This is a genomic window from Geobacter sp., from assembly GCA_009684525.1.
Lineage (GTDB): Bacteria > Desulfobacterota > Desulfuromonadia > Geobacterales > DSM-12255 > Geoanaerobacter.
The window spans coordinates 83,765-107,537 of the sequence record WKKR01000008.1 but is presented as its reverse complement, the minus strand read 5'-3'; the positions used below and the strand labels follow the sequence as shown (position 1 = coordinate 107,537).

20 protein-coding genes are annotated in these 23,773 nt (G+C 61.3%); 9 read left to right on the top strand and 11 right to left on the bottom strand.

What is annotated here, in order from left to right; translation table 11 throughout:
• Positions 1-111: 111 nt before the first annotated feature.
• The 7 genes from GJT30_18595 to GJT30_18565 form a co-directional block, all read right to left on the bottom strand.
• Positions 112-588, bottom strand: a complete 477-nt coding sequence (locus GJT30_18595) for a hypothetical protein (protein MSM41630.1) — start codon at positions 586-588, stop codon at positions 112-114.
• Between the two features lie 689 nt (positions 589-1,277).
• Positions 1,278-2,159, bottom strand: coding sequence for a DUF362 domain-containing protein (locus GJT30_18590; protein ID MSM41629.1), 882 nt, complete (start codon positions 2,157-2,159; stop codon positions 1,278-1,280).
• A gap of 16 nt (positions 2,160-2,175) precedes the next feature.
• Positions 2,176-2,877 carry a DNA mismatch repair protein MutS gene (locus GJT30_18585; protein ID MSM41628.1) on the bottom strand — a complete coding sequence of 234 codons (702 nt, stop codon included), beginning with the start codon at positions 2,875-2,877 and terminating at the stop codon, positions 2,176-2,178.
• Positions 2,877-3,737: an OmpA family protein gene (locus tag GJT30_18580; GenBank protein MSM41627.1), complete on the bottom strand. Its 861-nt coding sequence runs from the start codon at positions 3,735-3,737 to the stop codon at positions 2,877-2,879. Before GJT30_18580 ends, GJT30_18585 begins: the two co-directional genes overlap by 1 nt.
• Positions 3,738-3,750: 13 nt before the next feature.
• The gene (locus tag GJT30_18575) at positions 3,751-4,965 is read right to left on the bottom strand and encodes a DUF401 family protein (GenBank protein MSM41626.1); all 1,215 of its coding nucleotides are present in this window, start codon (positions 4,963-4,965) and stop codon (positions 3,751-3,753) included.
• Positions 4,966-5,140: 175 nt separating this feature from the next.
• Positions 5,141-5,869, bottom strand: coding sequence for a hypothetical protein (locus GJT30_18570; protein ID MSM41625.1), 729 nt, complete (start codon positions 5,867-5,869; stop codon positions 5,141-5,143).
• A gap of 95 nt (positions 5,870-5,964) precedes the next feature.
• Positions 5,965-7,473: a transglycosylase SLT domain-containing protein gene (locus tag GJT30_18565; GenBank protein MSM41624.1), complete on the bottom strand. Its 1,509-nt coding sequence runs from the start codon at positions 7,471-7,473 to the stop codon at positions 5,965-5,967.
• A gap of 353 nt (positions 7,474-7,826) precedes the next feature.
• On the opposite strand from GJT30_18565, the gene GJT30_18560 reads away from it, so the two are divergent.
• The gene (locus GJT30_18560) at positions 7,827-9,101 is read left to right on the top strand and encodes an acetate/propionate family kinase (protein ID MSM41623.1); all 1,275 of its coding nucleotides are present in this window, start codon (positions 7,827-7,829) and stop codon (positions 9,099-9,101) included.
• 105 nt (positions 9,102-9,206) lie between these two features.
• On the top strand, positions 9,207-9,791 hold the full coding sequence (locus tag GJT30_18555; GenBank protein ID MSM41622.1) for a TetR family transcriptional regulator: 585 nt from the start codon (positions 9,207-9,209) through the stop codon (positions 9,789-9,791).
• 504 nt (positions 9,792-10,295) lie between these two features.
• Here the strand turns inward: GJT30_18555 and hflX are convergent.
• Both hflX and GJT30_18545 read right to left on the bottom strand, forming a co-directional pair.
• Positions 10,296-11,930: a GTPase HflX gene (gene hflX, locus GJT30_18550; protein MSM41621.1), complete on the bottom strand. Its 1,635-nt coding sequence runs from the start codon at positions 11,928-11,930 to the stop codon at positions 10,296-10,298.
• A gap of 66 nt (positions 11,931-11,996) precedes the next feature.
• Complete coding sequence (locus GJT30_18545) at positions 11,997-12,767, bottom strand: SDR family oxidoreductase (protein ID MSM41620.1); 771 nt, start codon at positions 12,765-12,767, stop codon at positions 11,997-11,999.
• Between the two features lie 147 nt (positions 12,768-12,914).
• On the opposite strand from GJT30_18545, the gene GJT30_18540 reads away from it, so the two are divergent.
• Positions 12,915-14,576, top strand: a complete 1,662-nt coding sequence (locus GJT30_18540) for an HD domain-containing protein (protein ID MSM41619.1) — start codon at positions 12,915-12,917, stop codon at positions 14,574-14,576.
• A gap of 1 nt (position 14,577) precedes the next feature.
• On the opposite strand, the gene GJT30_18535 is transcribed toward GJT30_18540, so the two are convergent.
• Positions 14,578-14,823, bottom strand: coding sequence for a hypothetical protein (locus GJT30_18535; GenBank protein MSM41618.1), 246 nt, complete (start codon positions 14,821-14,823; stop codon positions 14,578-14,580).
• Positions 14,824-14,999: 176 nt separating this feature from the next.
• On the opposite strand from GJT30_18535, the gene dusB reads away from it, so the two are divergent.
• The 6 genes from dusB to GJT30_18505 all read left to right on the top strand — a co-directional run bounded on the left by dusB (position 15,000) and on the right by GJT30_18505 (position 21,381).
• The gene (dusB, locus tag GJT30_18530) at positions 15,000-15,983 is read left to right on the top strand and encodes a tRNA dihydrouridine synthase DusB (GenBank protein ID MSM41617.1); all 984 of its coding nucleotides are present in this window, start codon (positions 15,000-15,002) and stop codon (positions 15,981-15,983) included.
• Positions 15,980-17,065, top strand: coding sequence for a PAS domain S-box protein (locus GJT30_18525; protein MSM41616.1), 1,086 nt, complete (start codon positions 15,980-15,982; stop codon positions 17,063-17,065). Before dusB ends, GJT30_18525 begins: the two co-directional genes overlap by 4 nt.
• A gap of 70 nt (positions 17,066-17,135) precedes the next feature.
• Positions 17,136-18,584 carry a response regulator gene (locus tag GJT30_18520; GenBank protein ID MSM41615.1) on the top strand — a complete coding sequence of 483 codons (1,449 nt, stop codon included), beginning with the start codon at positions 17,136-17,138 and terminating at the stop codon, positions 18,582-18,584.
• Positions 18,585-18,632: 48 nt separating this feature from the next.
• Positions 18,633-19,196 (top strand): isochorismatase family protein, encoded by a 564-nt coding sequence (locus GJT30_18515; GenBank protein MSM41614.1) that lies wholly within the window; start codon positions 18,633-18,635, stop codon positions 19,194-19,196.
• A 176-nt stretch (positions 19,197-19,372) separates the two neighbouring features.
• A complete protein-coding gene (locus tag GJT30_18510) occupies positions 19,373-19,945 on the top strand; it encodes a rubrerythrin family protein (protein ID MSM41613.1) in 573 nt (190 codons plus the stop codon).
• A gap of 110 nt (positions 19,946-20,055) precedes the next feature.
• Positions 20,056-21,381: a radical SAM protein gene (locus GJT30_18505; GenBank protein MSM41612.1), complete on the top strand. Its 1,326-nt coding sequence runs from the start codon at positions 20,056-20,058 to the stop codon at positions 21,379-21,381.
• Positions 21,382-21,419: 38 nt separating this feature from the next.
• On the opposite strand, the gene GJT30_18500 is transcribed toward GJT30_18505, so the two are convergent.
• Positions 21,420-23,633 (bottom strand): CxxxxCH/CxxCH domain-containing protein, encoded by a 2,214-nt coding sequence (locus GJT30_18500; GenBank protein MSM41611.1) that lies wholly within the window; start codon positions 23,631-23,633, stop codon positions 21,420-21,422.
• Between the last annotated feature and the right edge of the window lie 140 nt (positions 23,634-23,773).

The following is a 23,773-nucleotide window of genomic DNA, read 5'->3' as shown; positions in this document are numbered from 1 at the left end:
TTATGGGAAATCTCCGTTTTCCCCTTGACTTTACTTATCATGGATGTCCCCCGAATTCACCAAGGTGAAATCGGTATTGTGTCCCCCGAATTCACCCCCCCGAATTCACCCCTAAGGACACTTACCAGTCACCAATTTTGCTATTCCTGGTTTGTCCAGTGGGTTCGGTTCCCACCCCATGGTATTCCTTTCCCAGTCACGAAGTTGACGCTCTGGAATCAGTAACTTGTGAGGTATTTCAATGGTTTTTTCATTGAATCGATTTATGACATTAAACTCAATGTCTATGCCTCGATCTCCCTGATAACTCTCAAAAATGGCAAATCTCTTTGGGCTTGATCCAGCCTCTTTTCGCAGTCGTTCACTTTGTTCTGGAGTAAGTCGGAAAATATAGGGGGTATATTTGTTCTTTCTGCACCGGCGATCCAGGTCGATCAGCTGCTGCTGCTCGGTCGTTAGGGTCAGAACTGTCACCTTTCCCTCGGGGAATCGTCCTGCTTTAAGCATATATCCGTCTGCGTAAGCGTTCACGGCCACAAACAGGAAAGCTATCGCCATGAAATTTCGCATAATTCCTTCTTTCTTCATGTTCTCGCTCAACGATTTCGGCGCATGATCGGGGGACACAATACCCATTATGCATAATCGCGGGACACAATACCCATTATGCTGACTTAGAGGGCCTTCCTGCGGGCTTTATCTTCAACTCACGTCCCGTCAGGTTTTCAATCGCGCGGGTTTCCGGGGGCTGGCATCCAGGATGGCAACGTGACTCTCGAACTATCAACTTCAAAACCCAGCCCCACAGGCTTTCCGCAGTTTACTGAGAAGTACTACACCACCTCCTGCCGTTTGGCAACGGGTTTTTCTGGCAAAAGTATCATATTTACAGTCACATGCTGGTCAGTTCCATACCGGTATCTGTCATATCAAAGGCTTGTGACAGCACATTCTGCCCAGATTCCAAATATGGCATTGTTTGCATCACGCTAACTGACATTTTTTCATGAGCAGCATGGTGTTCTCTTCCCAAATATTACGGCCTGGAACGGGCGATCCGCGCAGCCGCTCTCGGCGGAAAGGTGCCCGGACGCAAAAAAGGCGCGGAAGCCGTAGCTCCGTGCCTTTTGCACGTCTGGTATGTTGCTGCTGAAAGCCCGCCCGGAGGCGTTCCGGACGAGGGGATTCGGGGGACATCCATGCAATTAAAGGCCGCCCCCAAAATGAGTATTACGTCCCCCAAATACCCAGCGTTACCTGAGGTCAGGGCATACGATTCACGCCTTGACGATCCTGATCCGATCCAGCCGCATCTCGCCGATCCCCCGTTTGAAGGCAGCCACCGTGATCGGGATCTCTTCGGGCCGCATGCCGAACAGGGTGGTGGCGTAGGCGTCGGCTGCGACGATGTCGGTGGAGGCGATCACCTTGTTGAGCACCTTGACGTCCTTCAGGTTTCCCCCGAGCGGGCCGTGGGCCGTCAGGATGCGCGTGGCGTCGATGACGGTGAGATGGCTCTTGAAGACCGCATTGATGTCGGCCAGCGCCACATCAATCTGCTTGTGGATGCTGCCGCGATTCCCCCCCATGATCCCCATGACGTTCTTGAGGCCAAGGGTCAGTTTCGCCAAGCCGTGGTGTTTCGCCACCGGCACATTGATGTAGACGTCGGCGGAAAGCGCCTCGCCATACAGCTCCCACTCCCGGAGGGCCTTGCCGTTCAAGGTCACCTTCTTGAAGCGCTCGTCCTCCAGGTATTTGACCTCAACGTTTTTCAGCCCCTTCAGAATCGGTTCTATGCCGCTGTTGACGTAGCAGCGTCGCTCGTCGTTGCAGGTCCGGTCGAAGACCTTGACCCGCTTCGCCCCAGCGGCAAGGGCCTCTTCCACCAGGGCACGCACCACCTGGGGATGGGTGTTCGCCCCCTGGGACGCATTCCGGTCCCAGCCCATGTTCGGCTTCACCACCACCACGTCGTTCTTCTTGACGAAACGTTTCATCCCTCCCAGCGCTCCGACCGCCTCGCGGGTGATCCGGGCATAGTCCTTCCCCTCGGCGATCGCCACCACCGGCCCCGGTGCTGCCAACAGTTCCTGTGGCGACAGTTGCGCGGCAAGAGTCGCCAAGCCAGCGGTTTTCAGGAATGCGCGTCGATCCATATCCCCTCCTGTCGTTTTACGCTTCTTTTTTCACTGCCTTCAGAAAGACCACGTAGGCGCCTTCGCCTCCCAACTGGCGCGGCGCAGGAGCAAATTCGGCCACCATTCCCTTCCCCTGTTCGCGCAGCCAGCCTGCAACTGCGGTCAGGAGCACCGGTTCGGCGGGCGAATTGTTCCCCTTGCCGGTGATCACCAGCACGGCCTGCTGCCCCCGCCGGTAAGCACCGCCAATGAAGGCGGCCAGGCTCTGCAGCGCCTCTTCACGGGTCAGACCGTGCAGGTCAAGTTCCAGGTCGATGCGGATGAGCCCCCGCTGCAGCTGGCGAAGCCGGTTGACGGCAACCCGGCGCCCCCCCTTTTCACCCGGCGGAAGTTCGTCGGAAAAGCGGACATCGAGCTTGAGGCTCTTCACCGTATCCAGGAAGAGCCTGCGCTCCTCCACCGGGACCTGGGGCGATACCGGCCCGTCAGGGGCCGGAGCCTTCCTCCTCTCCATCTCCCCCGTACCTGCCGGCCTGACCCGTTTCAGACCGGCCATCTCCCGAAGGAACAGGGCATCGTCGTCCAACTCGCTCTTCTCCACGCCTTTCGCGGGGACAAGTGGAGCAGGTGCAGGCGGAGCAGCCTGTTCCACCTGCAGCCCCTTGATGGCGGAAAAGGGCCGTGCAGAGAACTCCTTGGCCTTTGCCTTGACCGTTTTTCCCTTCTTGCGGGTCATCAGTCCTTGGCCACCAGAATGATCTCGATGCAGCGGTTCTTTGCCTGCCCCTCGCGAGTGTCATTGTCGGCAACCGGCTTGTACTCGCCGTAGGCCACCGCCGCCAGATTGAGCGGATCGATCCCCTGCTGCTGCAGATAGCGCGTGACATTGATGGCCCTGGCCGCCGACAGTTCCCAGTTGGTCGGATACTTTTTGGCCAGGTTGCCGACGATCGGGTTGTTGTCCGTGTGCCCCTCGATCCTGATCGCCTTGTCCTGCACCCCTTTGAGGATATCGACCACCTTCTGCAGGACCACCAGACCCTCGGGCTTGACCTCGGCCTTGCCGAGATCGAACAGGATCGCGTCAACCATGTTGACGGTCAGCTTCCCCTTGAGTTCGGAGATGGTGACCTGCCCCTGGGAGATCTCGTTTTTCATCTTGTCCATCAACTGCTCATAGGTCTTGCTCACCTCCTGGACCTTTTCCTCCTTGGCCTTCTGGAGCGTGGCGATCTCCTGCTTCAACCGGCCGTTCTCCGTTTCCAGGTCGGCCACCTTCTGGCGCAGGTCGGCAATGTTCTTGGACAGGGTATCGGACTTGGCCTTCAGGACATCGTTCAGGTCCTTGTTGTCAGCGGCCAGTCTTTCCTTTTCAGAGGTCAGCGTTGACACGTTGTTATTGAGCTTGGCAATCTCTGCCTTCAGGCCATCATTCGCCGTGGTGAGATCGGCATATTTCTGCTTGAGATCGGCAAGTTCGCTCCCCAGATGGGTCGCTTCCTGCTCCTTCAACTGGTATTTGCCGCTGGAGACGCAACCGCCGAGGGCAAGGGAGAGGACCGCCACCAGAATGAGAAGACGCTGCAGTGTGTTCATGTTTGTTCTCCTTTCACGAATAGAGGTACCACGTGATAAAGCCCGATGCCAGGACCAGGGCGGACGGGATGGGAAGACGGCGGAAGACTGTGCCGAAATCCGCATTGAAGTATTCTCCGGACAGGATCAGGCAGAGATGCAAGGGAGAGAGCATCACCCCGCAGAACCCACTGCCGAAGGCCAGCGCCAGAAGCCCCGGACCGACTACCCCCCCCTCGCTCATGAGCGGGAGCAGGAACGGGAAGGTGATCCCGACAAAGGCCACGGTAAGGCCGGTCATCATGCCGGCCAGGAAAGGGATCGCCATGATGAGCGGCAGCATCGGCAGGCCGCTGCCGGCAAGAAAGTCCGAAACCCCGTGCAACGCGCCGGTCGCCTCAAGGGTCTCCTGGAAGAGAAGTACACCAGCCACCAGGAAAACCGCCTTGAACGAAACGCTCTCCCGGAGCGTCTCAACGATCCGCGCCGGCGTATAGCGGTGCCAGAGCAGAAGGACCAGCACCGCGCCTCCCAGGGCCAGCCCCGGATTGACGCGAACGATCACCACCAGGACCAGGGCCAGCACGATGGGAGAAATGGCCAGTACAAACGTTATCGCCGACCGAAGCGGCGCTTCGCCCCGCGAAACAACCCCGTCGGACGGCACGCCGCGGAAGCAGAAAAAGACCCCGACGAGAACGACCGCCACGGCATAGGGTGCATGGGCAAGGGCAAGATCGCGGAAACTGCGGCCGGTCATCCCCGAAACCAGGATGATGCCGGGGTAGAGCGGAGAGACATACTCCCAGATGTGGCGATACCAGTAGTTGATGAACGCCTTCTGCTCTCCCTGGATCGCCAGCCCCTCGGCAGCTTCCGCCACCATGGGAGCGGAAAAGACCGCGCCGCCGACCGACGGCAGAAGCCCGATGGTCGCCGGCATGGCTGCCATCACGAATCGGCGGTCAGGGAAGATCCCGGCAACGCTGGTCACCATCTCCCGCATGGTGCCGGTCCGCCGCATGATGTTCTCCATGATCATGGTGCAGATCAGCATGCTGGTCATCTCCAGGGCACGTGGTGAGAACAGTGCCAGGTAGACCCCTTTGAGAAAGAGCGCAGGTGGAGTGACATAGAGGAGTGCCAGGACGAGCGAGCCTGCCGCCATGACCGTACCGATGAATACCCGTCGGCGGAGCAGGAAAAAGATGAGAGAAAGAACGGCGAGGGTCTTCAGCAGGTCGGTCATATCCGCTTCCGATGCAGATTCAGTGTAGCAGCCGGAGGGGAAAAGTCAACGCGGGCAGCCCTGCAGGGCTCAGAACTGCGGCTGCCCGGAGGGGAAAACGGTTGGCCGCGCTGCACGAAACAGAGGCGGGGGGGAATGCTGCCATTTCCTCCCCGCCACCGCGGAGTCAGTGGGGTTACTTCCTGATCACCCGTCGTCGGGGAGCGCCCATGGCTGAGGCATGGTGCTTCTGGATGGCGCCGACGCTCTCCAGGTGGAACTGGAACCACATATCGCCGAACTGGCGCATCTTCATCTTCTTCCCTTCGCGCAGCAGTTCCAGGTTGGACTTCAGCGACTCGTTGCCGGGGATCTTCTTCAACCCCTTCTCCAGGATCGACTTGGCCCCTTCCTGGTCGTTGATCTCGCAGAGGCAGTAGGCATACAGGCTCCAGAGGAGGGGCTCCTTGGGAGAACCCTGCACCGCCTTCTCAAAGGTCGAGCGCATCGTTTCCGGCTTGTTCCGTTTCATGTAGGTGATGGCCAGCATCCCCATGGAAACCCAGTTCTTGAAGAAGGACTTCTCCAGGTAGGGGAAGGCATTGGAAAAGTCGCGCCGCATGTAGTAGATGCTGCCGATCTGGGCGTTCAACTGCCCCTCCAGATAGATCTGCCACTTGGCGTACTTGAAGGCCCCCTTCAACTCGCGGATCCCCTTTTCCACCCGCTGTGCCTGCAGGTCCTTGGTGGCGGTATCCATAACGGCAGCGACCTTCTTCATGATATAGCGGGAAAGGAAGTAGAACACCCCCATGAAGGCAAGGGTGGCAATGAGCAGGGACATCAGCCAGTAGAGGCCGGCAGCGAACTTCAGGAGCAGGAAGAGGAGCACGGCGACGCCGCAGGAGATCAGCAGGTTGTACATGAAAAATCCCTCTCAGAAATATTGAAGTGATACAACATTACATGTGCTGCATGTGTGCAGTGCCGGTTACAGCCACGGGCCGCCACGGGCGGGCATTACCCCCCCACCGGCATCATCTCGCCGCCTTTTTCCACGTACTTGGCAATAATGATGCGCCGGCCGGCCCTGAGCGCCACCTTCCCCTTCAGATTATTCCATGCTGAGAGGATCTTCTCGGAAACCTTGAACCGGCGGGCCAGGGAATAGAGGGTATCCCCCCGCTTGACCGTGTAGTACTTCTTGAACTCGCGGGAACTTTTCTTTGCCCTTGCCGGCTTGTCAGCAGAAGCCACGGCAACCTGCGGACCGTTCTGCGCCACCACCGGCACGAGGATCGACTTGCCGCGCAGGCGGGACTTCTTCTTCAGGTGGTTCAATTCGGTCAGATGCTCGACCGTGGTGCTGTAGCGCTTGGCAACAGTGGCAAGGGTTTCCTTGCGCTTCAACTTGTAGCGCGCATAGACGACCTTCTCGGTGAAGCGCTCACCCTCCGGCAGCTTGGCGTATTCGGCCTCGAACAGGGCCTTCTTGCCCAGGGGGATCTTCAGTTCATAATCGGGATAATCCGGGGGGGTGCACCAGCGGCGGAGTTCGGGGTTCAACTCCTTGAGCGCCTGGTAGGGGACGTCGATCAGCCGGGAGATGACCTCCAGGTCGGTGCGGGACGGGATAACCACGGTATCGACTTCGATGGCCGGGAGATAGGCAATATCGGCAAAACCGTAACGCGCCGGGTCTTTGGCGATAATGGCCGCAGCCAGAAGCTTCGGCACGTAATCCTTGGTTTCGCGCTTGAGATAGGAGCCACGGGAGAGCTGCCAGAAGTCCCGACTGTTGTACATGTCGATGGCGCGCAGGATCTTGTTCTCGCCGGCATTGTAGCCAGCCGCAGCCAGGTACCAGTCCTTGTTGAACAGGTCGTAGAGCTCCTTGAGATACAAAGCCGCAGCAACGGATGACTTGAGGGGATCGCGCCGCTCGTCGATCCACGGGTTGATGCGAAGGGAATAGCGTTTCCCGGTGGCGGACATGAACTGCCAGGGGCCGACCGCCGCGGCGACCGAGTAAGCGTGGGGCGAAAAACCGCTCTCGATCATGGCCAGGTAGACCAGGTCTTCCGGGAGGCCGTTCTTCTTCAGGACCTCCTTCATCATCGGGATATAGCGTTCGGAGCGGGAAAGCCAGCGGGTAAAGGAACTGCGGCCGCTCCCCTGGAAAAAGGAGATGAAATACTCGACCTTGCTGTTGAAGGTCAGGGGGATATCGGAATCAGGGAGTTCATTCTCGGGGAGGGTCAGCTCGATCTCCGGCTCGGCCTCGACCAGTTCGTCCTGGACGAAGAAATCGGAGGGGGCGAGTTCCAGAGCCTGATGGAGCTGCCGTTCGCGCCCCAGCGCAGCCAGGCGGGTCGTCGATCGGTCGGGACGGCCGTCGACTGCCGGCAACTCCCCCAGGGACGGCGCACCGGTCTCCGACGTCAGCGCTGCCAACCGTGACGTCCCGGCCGGCGCCAGTGCCGGAAAGGCCAGCAACATCGCCAAGATTATGATACCAATGCTCTGCATAAGGACTCTTTCGTCGCACCGCAGGGTAGTGCAGCCGCCCGAGGAGGGGTCAGTATAATGGATGCGAGCGCCTCTGTCAACGGCTAACGGGAGCCCGCCATCCGGGGTTTTAGCCACTCTTGGGCTTCTCGCGCAGCACTGGATAACGACCTTCTCCGAGAGATTTTTGCCAGACCCCGCCCAGTGGGCAATTCCGGACGAATTATTAAAAATAAACAATACACGTGCGTGAATGCTTGCCCCGCATCGCTTTTTTTGCGATGATTCACGCTCAGGCATCCCGCAGCATCCGGGGTTGCGCAGAGTGCCGACAGAATGAAGCCGACACTTCACTACCGCACGAGGTCTCTGCCATGAATATCCTCACCCTCAACTGTTGGATCCATTCCATTCACTATACTCTCTGCTCCGGAGTCGACTGGTCGATACTGGCGACGGGCGAACTGGAACGGGTGGCTATCGGCGGCACATCCATCAGCCAGCGCAGCCCCGGCCGGGAGGGCTATTCGGCCCGGGTGGAATGTGTCGATCACCGGGACGCCATCGACCTGGTCATTGCAACCCTGACCGACCCGCAGCATGGCGTTATCGACGACAAGCAGCAGATTGCCGCCGTCGGACACCGGATCGTGCATGGCGGGGAGGAGTTCCGCCAGCCGGTACGGATCGATGAGCAGATCCTGGCAACCATGCGCACGCTCGCACCGCTGGCCCCGTTGCACAACGAGCCGAACATCGCCGGCACCGAGGCCTGCATGAATCTCCTGCCGGCAATCCCCCACATCGCCGTATTCGACACCTCATTCCACCAGACCATGCCGGAGTGCGCCTATCTCTATCCCCTGCCGTACGAATGGTACGAAGAATACGGTGTCCGGCGGTTCGGCTTCCACGGCCCGTCCCATCTCTATCTCTCGCGACGCGCTGCAGCCCTTCTGGGCAGGCCGGTTGTCGACTGCAACCTGGTAACCATCCACTGCGACCGGGGGGTATCGCTCTGCGCCCTCCGCAACGGGGTTTCCGTCGACACCAGCATGGGTCTCACCCCCCTGGAAGGCGCGATCATGGATACGCGGTGCGGCGACATCGATCCGGGCATCCCGGCCTTCATGATCCACGCGGAGGATCTCTCCATGACGGAGCTGAATCGCATCCTCAACCTGAAAAGCGGCATCACCGGCATTCTCGGCAGGCAGGTTCAGCGACGCGATTACCTGGCAGCAGCCATGGAGGGGGACCCCCAGAGCGTCCTGGCCCTGCAGATGGAATCCCATCGCCTGAAGAAATATATCGGCGCATACCTGGCCGCTGTCGGGCCGGTCGATGCGATCGCCATCTCCGCCGGCACGGGTGAGCAGGAATGGATCTCCCGGCAGGAGACCTTTGCCGGGCTGGAGTGCTTCGGCATCCTGCTCGATCAGGAGAAAAACCGGACCGGGGCGGTGGGCCGGGCAGAAGCACGGATCAGCGCTGCCGACTCGTCGATCGCCGTCTTCGTCATCCCCTCCGACGAGGAACGGGTCATTGCCGAAGAGGTGATGGCGGTGCTGTCCGGGGATTGCACCGATCATGCGCACCGCGATTACTCATTTTCCCGTCCGGGGTTCAAACCTGTCGACCGGGCATGATTCTGCACGAGACGGTTCTCCGCTCCGTAGCAGGTGCAGAGCTGCCGGCGCCCGACTGGCAGGACCGTACCGGCCGCACCCTCAAGAAACGAAGGAACGGACACCATGAAAGAGAAGAACAGAAGCGGGCTGATGGCAGCTGCTACCCAGCTGTTCGCCGAACGGGGCCTGAACGGCGTAAGCACCAGGGACTTGGCAGCGGCTGCCCAGGTCAGCCTGAAGGATATTGCCGCGTGCGGAGATAAGGAGGGGCTCTACGCAGCGGTGCTGAAGGAGCAGTTTTCCTGCTACGAATACATCGAAGCCATCCGGCAGATGGAGCTGGACCCCCTGGGCAAGGTCAGGGAGTACATCGGCTGGGTCATCAAGCGACACCGGAGCAACCCGAATCTCATCAAGTTCTACAGCAGCGAACTCTCCAATCCGACCCCCTACTATCGCGCCATCGTCCAGCCCGCCGTCAGCAGGGCCATCATCTTCCTGATGGAAACCATCAACGAAGGGGTGCTGCTGAAACAGTTCCGAAAGGGGTTGAACCCGGTGGACACGGTCCTCGCCATCGTCGGCATGATCAACTACTACTTCCTCAGCACGGTCGCCACCCAGGAGGTGGTCAACCAGTCCCCGGAACGCGACGACATGCTGTTGCAGCACTACATGGATCTCCTCACCAAAGGGATACTGGCCTGACAACTCTCCGCCGGTAGAGCCTGTCGCTGAAAAATACCGAAGGGTATCCTGGTTTGCCTGCCTCGGCAGCAACCGCCACTGGTGCAAATTTGAGTATGCACAGATGCAATTTTTGCGCTAAATTCACACCTTAGCTATTAATCACGAACAAACGCACGCAATATTTTCGGCAGGTTACGGATGGCATCACTGTTGGTACGCTCCTTGGAATTTGTTAAGACAGATTCAACATACCACAAGGAGGACAACACAATGAAAATCAACAAACTGATGGTCGCAATCGTGGCAGCATTGGCAATGGTATCCTTCGCATCCCAGGTCATCGCGGCAGACAAGCTCCAGACCAAGGATCAGATCAAGCTGATGATCTGCAAGTAGCCAGACGATAGATCGTTCCCCACCGCCCGTAGCAGTCAGACGGGCGGTTTTTTTGTGCCCGCGGCACGACACCCGGCGCGCAAGGCCCCGGTTACGGGAGAACACTGAGGAGGGGTTCGAAACGGCTTAAGGAGAGCCCTTACCGGGCCAGAACCGTCGCTCCAGCTCAATGAGAAGCGGTTCCAAGGTGGTGGCGTCGCAAGCGGAGAGGGTGATGGCGCCCAAGCGCCGGGTAAGCTGGCGGACTTTCATGAAGGCCAGTGGGTTCTTCCGCTTCAGCCCGGCCAACAGGTCGTTCTTGTTGAAGACCACCAGACGCGGCTTGTCAGCCAGGCCCAGCTCTTCGAGAATCCGGTCCACCTGCTCCACCTGCTCGGCGCAGCGGGGGCTGGAGCAGTCGACCACGTGCAGGAGCAGGTCGGCGTCCTGCAACTCCTCCAAGGTCGCCTTGAAGGCCCCCATGAGCGATGCAGGCAGGGAGCGGATGAAACCGACCGTATCGGTGATGATCACCTCCCGCTCCCGGGGGAAGCGGAGACGGCGGGTGGAGGTATCCAGGGTGGCGAAGAGGAGATTCTCGGTAAAGACAGTGCTCCTGGTCAGGGCATTGAGCAGGGTCGATTTGCCGGCATTGGTGTAACCGACGATGGAGACGATGGGAACCCCGGCCCGCACCCGTTTCTGGCGGCGCTGGTAGCGTCCGGCGGAAAGCTCTTCCAGTACCCGCTCCAGCTTGGCGATCCGGTCGCGAATCCGGCGGCGGTCGATCTCCAGCTTGGTTTCACCCGGACCGCGGCCGCCGATCCCCCCCATGAGGCGGGACATTTGCACCCCGCGACCGGTAAGCCGCGGCAAGAGGTACTTGAGCTGGGCCAGCTCCACCTGTACCTTGCCGTCCAGGCTGGTGGCGCGCCGGGCAAAGATGTCGAGGATCAGCTGGCTCCGGTCGATGACCTTCAGCTCGGTCATCTGGGAGATGGAGCGGACCTGGGCCGGGGAGAGCTCCTGGTCGAAAACCAGCATGGTCGCCCCGAGCTGCAGTGCCCGTATCACCACGTCACGCAGCTTCCCCTCCCCCATCAGCGTCCGCGGGTTGAGGCTGCGGGGCCTTTGCACCACCGTGTCGAGCACCTGTACCCCGGCGGTACGGGAGAGCTCCTGCAGCTCCTCCAGTGAGTCGGCCGCCTCTTCATGGCCGGCCTGGGTGACCGAGATCAGTATCCCCCGCTCCCCCCCCTTCCCCACCTCGGCAGCAGCCGGTGCCGCCTTGGTCAGCTCCGCCTCGCGGCTGGCAATGAATGCGGGGAAATCGAACTGGAACCGGGAGAGTGGAACCGGTGGCTCCAGGTGATAGGGATGGGCACCGGCTGCAGACGGCACCAGCCAGGCGAGCTGGACCTGCGGCGGTTCGCTGTCCAAAAGCGCCGCCACCAGGTCGAGCCGGAGCATGGCCAGGTCGGTGAGATCGTCGTCGGTAAGGGGTTCGTATTTCAGGTGGGTGTGGATCAGGCGGAGTCCGCGCAGCATCCGCCTGCCCAGGGGGTAGTCGGCAAGTTCGGGGATCATGATCCCGCGGTCGGTGCCGACGATCACGTAGGCCAGCTCGCCGAAACGGTTGACCAGGATGCCGATCTGCCGACGGACCTCGCGGGAAAGCTCCTGGAGCAGCCGGGCCAGCTCAAGGTTGACCAGTTCCCCCTCGGGCACACGCCGCCGGTAGAGCCGCTCCAACGCATTGACCTGGCTCGGTTTGAGTCCAATGAGATTGCCGTGCAGCTGTTTTATCGGTTGCTCCTCGCGCTACTGGTGCAAAACAGGAATTGCACCTTACAGGCCGATGATATTGTAACCGCTATCGACGAAATGCACCTCGCCGGTCACCCCGCAGGAAAGGGAGCTGCAGAGGTAAAGGGCCGCACCGGCAACCTCTTCCTGGGTGATATTGCGTCGAAGTGGAGCCTTTTCCGCCACAATGCCGGCGATCTGGTTGAATCCCCCCACCCCGGCAGCGGCCAGGGTCTTGAGAGGACCGGCAGAGATGGCATTGACCCGGATGCCGTCCTGGCCGACAGCCTCGGCCAGGTAGCGGACGCTCATCTCAAGGGCCGCCTTGGCCACCCCCATGACATTGTAGCTCGGGAACACCTTCTGGCCACCGAAATAGGAAAGGGTCAGGATCGCCCCCCGGCGGCCTTCCATGAGCGGTGCCGCCTCCTTGGCCAGGGCGATCAGCGAATAAGCGCTGACGTCCAGAGCAAGGGCGAATCCTTCGCGGGTGGTGTTGAGAAACGATCCCTTCAGTTCTTCCTTGTTGGCAAAGGCGATGGAGTGGACCAGGATATCCAGCCCTCCCCAGCGCTCCCGCACCTGACTGAACACCGAAGCGATATCCTCGTCGCTCCGGACGTCGCAGGGGAGTACCAGTTCGGCTCCCACGCTCTCGGCCAAAGGGATCACCCGCTTGGCCACGGTTTCATTGGCATAGGCAAAGGCCAGATCGGCCCCTTCCCGTTTAAAGGCCTCGGCAATGGCCCAGGCAATGCTTTTGTCGTTGGCAACGCCGAAAATCAGCGCCTTTTTCCCCTCAAGAAGCCCCATCAGGCTTTCCTCCTGCATTTGTACATATGTTCTGAATTTTGCTGCACTACGCCATCGAGCATCGGGCATACTAATAAAAATTCGTCATATTGGCAAGCGTAATGGCCGATTTTGTGGTTTACTAGGGGTGAATGGAGTTTTACCCGCATGACTGACATCGATACGATCCTGCAGCGCACCGAACAGATAGCCAGACTGGGAAGTGTGGACGAGGTGGTGAACGGCCTCTCCCGGCTCCTCAAGAAAACCGTGAAGAGCCGCTGGGTTGCCGTCTACCTGCTCGACCGGGAACACCGCGACTTCCTGCCGGCCCGGATCAGCGGTCTTCCCAAACGCTACGTGAACCTCTTCCGCGAGGTGCCGCTCAAGTCCGAACAGATCCCGCTGGTGAAGAACCTGCTCCGCAAGCGCCAGCACCTCCTCATAACCGAAACTGCCAGCTCCGAGCTTCTTACCCCCGAGTTCCGCGGCATGCTCCAGCACCTCACCCTGCTGGCCGTGCCGATGGTGGCTCGCAACCAGGTCATCGGCGCCGTGTTCATCGCCCGCTCCTCCCACTATCCCCCCTTCTCCGCCGAGGAGATCGCCATCATCCGCGAGATGGTCTCCCATGCGTCGCTGTCCGCCAGCCATATCAGGCTGTTCGACGAATCCCTGGACATGGCGGTGGAGATGGCGCGGCGGGTGGACGTAATCCTCACCCTGGACGAGATCAACAAGGCGATCTCGTCGTCCCTTTCCCCGACCACCATCATCGAAACCGCCATGGAACATATCGAGCGGATCATCCAGTGCGAACTGGTGGCCATGCTGGAGGAACAGCAGGGGAGCCTGGTGGTGATGACCGTCAGGGGGCGCGACATCATCATCCCTTCCGCCCTGCAGTCGGGCAAAAAGGTCAGGGGGCACTGCCTTGCCTGCACCGCCTTCCAGCACGGCGAGAGCTGCTACCTCCCCTCCCTGGCCGCGGAGCCCAACCTCTCCCCCATCGACCGCTCCCTGGCCGCGGCCGGGATACACTCCGCCCTGGCCATCCCTCTCGTTGCCAAGGGGATCACCAGGGGGGTGCTCCTCCTGGGAGATACCACGCCGGGTCAGTTCATGCGGGAGGACGCTTTCACCATCGAGAAGATCGCCGCCCAGATGGCGGTAGCCCTGGAAAATGCCCGCCACTACCAGCAGATGCGCACCCTGTTCATCAGCACCGTCACCAGCCTGGCCAATGCCATCGACGCCAAGTCCCCCTGGACCAAGGGGCATTCCGAGCGGGTGATGCAGGTCTCGGCCACCATTGCCCGCGAGCTGGGGTTGTCGGAAGAAGATGTGGAAAAGGTCAGGCTGGGTGGGCTTTTGCACGACATCGGCAAGATCGGCATCATCGAGGCGCTGCTGGAGAAGCCGGAACTCCTCTCCGAAGACGAGTTCCCCCCCATGCGGCTCCATCCGGAAAAAGGGGTGGCCATCCTCGCCCCCATCGAGCAGCTCCATGACGTGCTCCCCGGCATACAGTCCCACCACGAGCGGATCGACGGCACCGGCTATCCTCAGGGGTTACGCGGCACCGCCATCCCCCTGACCGCGCGGATCATTGCCGTGGCCGACTCCTTCGATGCCATGGTGTCCCAGCGGCCCTACAAGGGGGCGCTGTCACCCCACCAGGCGCTCAAGGAACTGGAAAAAGGGGCGGGAACCCAGTTCGATGCCCGCGTGGTCGCCTGTTTCTGCGGCTATATGCGGAGAAAGCTCCCCCCCGAGCAGGGGGAAAAACCGGCACGGAAGACTGCGGAAAAGAAACGGCCGAAACCGTAAGTCAAGGGGCAGAGGCCTCGGGAGGGTCTGCGGGAGGAGGAGGTGTTTCGGAGCGGTCGAGAGGGCACAGAACGTCGAGACGGGCCTCGATGTTTGCCAGCCGCTGCTCCATGTCCTCGAGCTTGAGATAGGCCCGGTCGAGTTTTCCCTTCATGGCGAAGACCACAAAGGGGAAGACGAACCAGACCACGGTCAGAAAAAAGGCGAGGACACTGAACATCACCATGAAACCACCCATGATTTCCATCGCTGCTCCTTACCGGTGGCGCGACCGGCTAAAACCCGGCCGTTTTTCGCTGTATACTCCCCCCATATCGAAATGTCAACCGATCTCTCCCCTGCATCAAGGGACAGAATTTCCCTTGCCTTTTTACACCCCCGTGCTATTATGCCCAAAAATTAGGCAGAAATTTCCATATCCCCATGCAGAGACAACTTACCATCGGCCCCCTGCAGTTGGCCAACAATCTGATACTTGCGCCGATGGCCGGAATTACCAACGGTCCGATGCGGCTTCTCGCCCGGCACTACGGGGCATCGCTCTGCTTCACGGAAATGGTGAGCGTCAACGGCCTGGCCCATGACGGCAGAAAATCCCTGGCGCTGATGGCAAGCGGGCCGACGGACCGGCCGCTGGGAGTCCAGCTGTTCGGCGACGATCCGACCCTTCTGGCGCAGGCGGCCCGGACTGCCGGCGATTACGGCGACCTGGTGGACATCAACATGGGTTGCCCGGTGCGCAAGGTCGTGAACAGCGGTGCCGGCAGCGCGCTCCTCAGGGATACCGGGAAGATCGCCACCATCGTCCGGGCGGTACGACGGGCAACCGACCTGCCGTTCACCGTCAAGATCCGATCGGGCTGGCAGGCAGGCGACCGCACCTTCCTCGAGGTGGCGCGGATTGCCGAGGCAGAGGGATGCGACGCCATCACCCTGCACCCCCGGAGCCGCTGCCAGATGTTCGACGGCACGGCAGACTGGAGCCAGATCGCCGAGCTGAAGCAGCAGGTGCGTATCCCGGTACTGGGGAGCGGCGATCTCTTCACTCCCCGGGCGGTGACGGCCATGCTGGCAGAAAGCGGCTGCGACGGCGCCATGATCGCCCGCGGCGCCATGGGCAACCCCTGGATATTCCGCGAGGCGCTGCAGATCATGGCAGGAGAGGAACCGTCCCTGCCATCCACCGAGGAACGGCTCCAGGTGGCGCTTCAGCACCTGGAGGCCTTCATCGCCCTGGCCGGCGAGCGGGTGGCGGTGCGGGAGATGCGCAAGCACCTCTGCTGGTACGCCAAGGGGCTTCCCGGCGCCAGCAGGTTCCGCGACCTGGTCAACCGGATCGAGGACCGGAAGCAGCTGATTGCCGAGGTCTGCAATTTCTTCATGCGGAAGGGAACATGGGCGGACTGACCGATCAGATTCAGGAATTCTACGCCAACGTCATCGACAGCGTCGGCGACGGCGTCATCGTCATGGACGCCAGCGGCGCAGTGACACTGATGAACCCGGCAGCCGAGCAACTCACCGGCATCTCCCGGCGCATGGCCCAGGGGATGGCCTTCACCGCCATTTTCAAGGGGGAGGTTCTCCTGCTGGAGATGGTGGCAAAGACGGCCGAGACAGGCATGACCATCTCCGATCACGAGAACCTGGTCCTCTCCCGGACCGGCCATCCGATCCCGGTCAGCGCCACCACCTCGCCGCTGCTCCTGGAAAACGGCGAACGGACCGGCACGATCCTGACCCTGCGCGATCTGACCAGCATCAGGGAGCTTGAGGAGGCGGTCAGAACCGCGGACCGGCTTGCAGCACTGGGGACCCTGGCGGCAGGGCTCGCCCACGAGATCAAGAACCCGCTGGGGGGGATCAAGGGGGCGGCGCAACTCCTGGAAAAAGAACTCCCTCTTGGTAGTGAACTCCTGGACTACACCGGGGTCATGATCAAGGAGGTACAACGGGTCAACCGGATCGTCGAGGAACTCCTGGCGCTGACCACCCCCCGCAGGCTGCAGCTCACCAAGGTGAACCTGCACCAGGTGATCGGCGACATCGTCATGCTGCAGAAGAGCGGCATCGGGGAGCGGACCATCACCTTCCAGCAGCAGTTCGACCCGAGCATCCCGCCGATCCTGGCCGACGAGGAACAGTTGACCCAGCTCTTCCTCAACCTGATCAAGAACGCCGTGGAGGCGGTGGGGGAACATGGCATGATCCGGGTCTCAAGCCGGGTGCTGGCCGAATACACCATGACCAAGAAGGGGGAGCAGCGGCTCCGGATGGTTGCCGTGGAAGTGATCGACGACGGCCAGGGGATGTCCAGGGAGCAGGTCGAACAGCTCTTCACCCCCTTCTTCACCACCAAGTCGCGCGGCACCGGCCTGGGTCTGGCGCTCTGCCACAAGATCGTCACCGAGCACCGCGGCATGATCAAGGTCAACTCCGTCAAGGGAAAAGGGACGACCTTCACCGTCATGCTGCCCCTGATACAATAGGATCGCTGCCCGGTCCGGCAGCAGGATCGAGGCTTTTTCGCCTCACCACTCACGATTCTCGAGGTTTGTTATGGCACTGAACAGGATTCTCGTCGCCGACGACGAGGAGAGCATGCGCTGGGTCCTCTCCAAGGCCCTGAAAAAGAAGGGGTTCACCGTGGACCTGGCCGCCGACGGCGAACAGGCGCTCCGGATGATCCAGGCAAGCACCTATGATCTGGCCATCCTCGACATCAAGATGCCCGGTATCTCGGGACTCGACCTCTTGGACCGGGTCAGGGAGTCGAAGCAGGACCTCCTGGTGGTGATCATGACCGCCGAGGCGAGCATGAAGAACGCCGTGGAGGCCATGAAGCGCGGTGCCTACGACTACCTCACCAAGCCGTTCGACCTGGACGTGATCGACGCCATCGTGGAAAAGGTCAACCGGGCCCGGGAGATGACCTCTCAGGTCTCGCTGCTCAAGGAGGAGCTGAAAGACCGCTACCAGCTGGAAAAGACTATCATCGGCAACTCCTCGGCCATGCGCGAGGTCTACAAGACCATCGGCAAGGTGGCCCCGTCGGACGTGACCGTGATGGTCCAGGGAGAGTCGGGCACCGGCAAGGAGCTGATCGCCAGAGCGATCCACTTCAACTCCCGGCGACTGGGCAAGCCGTTCATCGCCCTCAACTGCGCCGCCATCCCCAAGGAGCTCCTGGAATCGGAGCTGTTCGGCTTCGAGAAAGGGGCCTTCACCGGCGCGGCCGAACGGAAACTGGGGAAATTCGAGCAGGCCAATGGCGGCACCATCTTCCTCGACGAGATCGGCGACATGCCGCTGGACCTGCAGGCCAAGATCCTGCGGGTGCTGCAGGAACGTGAAGTCACCCGCACCGGAGGCAGCCAGAACATCGTCGTGGATGTGCGAGTCATCGCCGCCACCAACCAGGACCTGGAGGAGATGGTCCGGCGCCGCGCCTTCCGCGAAGACCTCTTCTACCGGCTGAACGTGGTGCCGATCACCCTGGTTCCGCTCAGGGAACGACGCGAAGATATCCCGGCCCTGGTGGACTACTTCCTGGCCAAGACCTGCAGTGAGCTGGAGATTCCCGTGCGCCAGTGCGACCCGGCCGCGCTCCGACTGCTGAGCTCCCATGCCTGGCCGGGGAACGTGCGCGAGCTGGAAAACACCATCAAGCGTGCGGTCATCCTCTCATCGGACCAGCTTTTGACCACCGAGGACTTCCCCGGTCTGCGCACCCAGCAGCGCCCGGCCACCGATGCGACCACCGGCGAGGAGCTTTCCCTGGAGGGGATCGTGGAGATGAAGCTGCGGACCTCCTTTGCCAACATGGACAAGATGCAGAGCGGCGATATCTACACCATGGTACTAGCCCAGGTGGAGCGCCCCCTGATCCGCTTCGTCCTGGAAAAGACCCGCGGTAACCAGGTCCGCGGCGCCGACATCCTCGGCATCAACCGGAACACCCTGCGCAAGAAGATCCAGGAGCTGGGGATCGAACTGAAAAAGGACTGACAGCGGCCACGTCCGTTGCAGCGACGACAGTACGATAAGGAGATCGCCATGGGCATCAAGGAGCAGTTCTTTCTCGACAGAAACGATGCAGTGCTGGTAGTGATCGACGTGCAGGAAAAGCTCTGCCGCGCCATGGACGAAAAGGTGCTGGAGCGCCTCACCACCAACATCGGCATCCTGCAGGAAGCGGCCCGCGAGCTGGGCATGCCGCAGGTCGCCACGGAGCAGTATGTCAAGGGGCTGGGCGAGACCCTCTGCCTCCTCAAGGACAGGCTCGCCGAGCCGGCCATCGAGAAGATGACCTTCAGCTGCTGCGGCGAGACCCCCTTCCCCGACCGCCTGAAGGCGCTGGGGCGGAAACAGGTGATCATCACCGGCATGGAGACCCATGTCTGCGTGCTGCAGACGGTGCTGGAACTCCTCGATGCCGGCTTTGTCGTCCACCTGGTCCGTGACGCCGTCATGAGCCGGCGCAAGGACAACTGGTTCGTCGGCCTGGAAACCGCCCGTGCTGCCGGCGCCGTCATCACCTCCACCGAAGCCGCGCTCTTCCAGCTGCTGAAGGTGGCGGGCACCGAAGAATTCAAGAAATTGTCCAAACTGGTCCGCTGACAGTAAACAGATAACAGGTTATTAAACCTCAGGTTGTTCAAAAATAGTCAGATCGTCGCACCCGCAGAAGGCGCCGCGGAGGCTTGAGCCACGCTACGCCGCACAAGGAGGCCTTTCGAGGACGGCGGCGAGATGGCTGTTTTTCAACAACCCGGGAGACGAAAGGAGAAACACGCATGAGCCTGAAAGGGACCCAGACCGAAAAGAACCTGATGGCTGCCTTTGCCGGCGAAAGCCAGGCACGCAACCGCTACACCTATTTCGCCGCCAAGGCGCGTAATGAAGGGTATGTGCAGATCGCCGAGATCTTCGAGGAGACCGCCAACCAGGAGAAGGAGCATGCCAAGCGCTTCTTCAAGTTCCTGGAAGGGGGGGAGGCGGAGGTCGTCGCCAGCTTCCCGGCCGGCACGATCGGCTCGACCAGCGACAACCTGCTGGCCGCCGCCGGAGGGGAATACCACGAGCACAGCGTCCTCTACCCCGGCTTTGCCGCCACGGCGCGTGCCGAGGGCTTCCCGGTGATTGCCGCTGCCTTTGACGCGATCTCCGTGGCAGAGCGGCAGCACGAAAAACGGTATCGCGACCTGCAGGCAAACATCCAGAACAACCAGGTTTTCCACCGCGAGCAGGAAGTGGTCTGGCGCTGCCGCAACTGCGGCTACCTGCACACCGGCAACGACGCCCCCGACTCCTGCCCTGCCTGCGTCCACCCCAGGGCACACTTCGAGCTGCTCGCCGAGAACTGGTAGCAGCACCAGCCGGCATGAACCCGCAACAGGCCGCTCCGGATCGGGGCGGCCTGTTGCCGTTGCGGCAGCAGCGGGCCTGACTGCTCCCCCAGCACTGTACAGAGAGACTTATGAAACGACGCCCCCTCCCCAAACTCCTCTATGCCGATGCCAAAGGGAATATCTTCGACCATCCCTACCTCTGCATGGCCGGCATGAACGGCACCGAACCGGTGCTCCCCGAGACCGTGGAACTGATCCCGCTTCCGGAGGACAGCCGGCTCTTCACCATCCCCCAGACCCCGCCCATTGCCTGGGACGAGCGGCAGCGCAAGTTCGCCACGGTGGAGACGGTCCGCGAGGGACGGCGCGATATGCGCATCCAGGCGGTTTCCGCCTTCATGGCGCCGGGCTACGTTCGGACCCTGCTGCCAGCCTGCGATTACAGTCGGAAGAAGGTCCACCTCCCCTTGTGGTCCTACACCGCCGTGGGCTGGGACGAAGAGACGGAACGGTTCGTGGTGGCGGCGACCAGGGTGGACACCAACGAAAACTGGCTGCCGCGCAACTACGACGACCGCCTGCTCGACCCCCTGGTCCGGCAGCGGGTGGCAGAATTCCCCGGCAACCGCCTGCTGGTGCAGCTTGCCCGCTGCGCCGTCGACTACCACTGCTTTGCCGCCAAGAACCTTTTCTACCGCCGCTGGGAGGCCCCCATCCCCACCTCACCGGCCTGCAACTCACGCTGCCTCGGCTGCATCAGCCTGCAGCCGTCGGACTGTTGCCCCTCCAATCACGAGCGGATCAGCTTTGTCCCCACCCCGGAAGAGATCTGCGAGCTGATGTTGCCGCACCTGAACGAAGCGGACGAGCCGATCGTCTCCTACGGCCAGGGGTGCGAAGGGGACCCGATCATGCAGGCGGAGACCGTAGCCGAAGCGACCCGGCGGCTGAAGGGGGCCACCAGCCGCGGCACGGTCAACTTCAACTCCAACGGCTCCTTTCCCGACCGGATTCGACTGCTCTGCGACGCCGGCATGGACTCGTTCCGCTTCTCCCTCAACTCGGTGCGCGAGGAGCTCTACAATGCCTATTACCGGCCGGTGCAGTACCGCTTCGATGCAGTGGAGGAATCGCTGAAAATAGCGAAAGAGGCCGACCGCTTCACTATGATCAACTACCTGGTCTCCCCCGGCGTCACCGACCATCCCGACGAGGTGGAGAAGCTGCTCGCCTTTATCGGCCGGACCGGAGTGGACATGATCCAGATGCGCAACCTCTCCATCGATCCGGATTTCTACAACAAGAGAATGGGAGTCAAGGGGCGGGGGATCGGCATGTACCGGATGATGCAGAGGATCAAGGAGGCGTTCCCGCACATCCAGTACGGCTACTTTAACCGGACCAGGGAGAAATTCTTTCCGGAGGGGTTTGAGAAGGGGTGGCCGATCGACTGAGACGGAACGCAGGGCGGAGCGCTGCGGGCAGTCCGCCGCTAGCCCCCTGCTGCCTGGACGACAAAGGTGATGGTCTGCACTGCCTCGATGTTCATGGCATGGTCGGTAGAGTAGAACTGCAGGGTGTGGCTGCGCGACCCGCTGGTCGGTGCGGAAAAATAGGCCGCGTTCCCCAGCACCCAGGTCTTGCCATCCAGGGAAAAACGGGTGAGCGAGACCCCGGAGGTGCCGGCGTCCGTGGCGGTCAGATGGATGACGCCCGGCCCGACATAGAGGGCAAGCGCATCCGTGACCGTTGTGGGCGGCAGATGGTCGCCGACCGCAGCCGCCGTGAGGGACGGGTTATGGCAGCGGAGGCAGTTGTCCCCAGGCCCGGGGAAATCCCCGCCGCTGGTATCGTGGCAGAGGGCGCAACTGGATGATGAATCCCAGTAGATGCCGTTGTGATCGCCGGTCATTTCTGTGTGGAACGAAGGGTGGCACGCTCCCTGCTGACAGGTCCGGTTCCAGCTGCCGATCAGTGACCCGGCCAAGTTGGCGCCTGCATGGCAGAGCGCGCAGTTGTTGGCATGCTGGGCAGCCAGGCTGGCGTAGTGGCATAGCGAGCAGTTCTCCTCGATCCCGAAGCCGGTACCATGGTCGCTGTTGTCCAGGCCCATCAGAATGACGCCTGTCCCCAGCTCGGCAGCATGACTGGTACTGCTTCCCCAACTCGCATTCCCCCCCTGATGGCAGCTTATGCTGGTGCAACTCCCCCCAGTTGTCGCAAACGCGTAGGTAAACGAGGCGCCACCACCGGCAACGACCGTGTAGGCCTTGTCGACGTGATTCTCGATCCCGTAGTAGCCGCCCGGAGCGATTATGGTGGCGCCGTCGCTGGTGGTGGCGCTATGGCAGACGTTGCAGCCGAAGCTATGGTTGCCATGCTTGTTTGCCTTGGGCGAGCCGTTGGCATAGGCCGGCGGATAGCCGTGGCAGCCGTTACAGGCAAGTGTTGGCGATCCCCAACGCACCGTGGTGTTGGCCGGGATGGAACCGGTCGCCACCGAGGAGCCGTTGCTGTGGCAGTAGGTATTGGAGCAGTTGCCGAAGCCGCTACGCGGAATGCCGCTGCCGCTGTAGCTGCCAACGGTGAACTCGGGCTTGAAGACAACATCTACCTTGCCGTTGGCATGGTTGGCATACAGCTTCTGGTTGTCCGTGTGGCAGCGGCCGCCGCAGCCGCCGCCGAGCGGGCCAAGTGTCCAGGAATGGCACATGGTGCACTTGACGATGACTGAACCGTAGGTATCGAAGCGATAGGCATTGTGGGTTCGATGGTTCCCGGTGGCAATCCATCGTTCCCCATCCGCAGCAATCCCGCCATGGTCGTCAATCTCGGCATGGCACCCCTTGCAACCGGTGGCGGCTCCCCAGGTAGGTGTCCCGTAAACCGGCGGGCCGGTCCCGTCGCTCCCGGACTGAACCGTGGAATGGCAATAGACCATGCTGCAACTGCCGAACTGCTTGGCAGGGCTACTGGGCAGGTAATCATCGAGCGGTCCCGCATAGGTGCCGCCGGGGACCCCCGCGGGGTTGTGCGGCGTGACGATGAGCGGCCTCCTGCCGGCGCTGGTGGCATGGGCAAAGGGGGCCAATGCGCCGAGGTTGTCGGCATGGCAGAGGCGGCACTTGTCGATCCCGCCATAATAGTTGTTGTGCGTGGTATGGCTGCCGATCAGACCGCTGGCACCACCCTGGGGGGGAGCGCCGTGGCATTGGCTGCAACTGCCCGGAGCAGTAAAAGGCTGGCTGCCCCAGATCGGGGTCTGCCGCTCGAAGTGGCAGTTGACGTTGCTGCAACTGCCCAGCCGGGGCGCGGTGCGCTGCGGAAAGGCGGTCGAACCGTTCCGGTAGACGGCAGCAAGGGGGGAGTCGTTGATGTTCGGAGAGAGCTCGATTAGGGAGTTACGGTGCGACGGGCCATAGGCAGCGGCACCGGGGTGACAGGCGGCGCAGGCGGCAGCGCTGGCCGGCCCTGCCATATGGGTCCGGTGATTCCCCTGGAAGCCGCCGCTGGTGATATTGCGGTAGGGGGCATCGAGCGGTCGGTAATCCGCACTGCCTGAACTGCCGTGACACTGGTAACATTCGATGGCAGCTGCGGGAAACGGCAGAACGAGCAGAAACAGTGTCATCTGACAGGCAAATGACAGACCCGGCTTCAAGCGAAACATGCGCATGCACCCCGCAGATGCCGCCAGATAGCGCATTCAGACGCCATGGCAAAAAATTTAAACATGAGACCATATCAATTAAGCAATTACCATGCCCTCCCAAACCGCCGAGCCGAGCAAAAAAGCGCGACAAAACGAACACTTTCTCTCATTATCTTCGACATTGCCATTCTGTG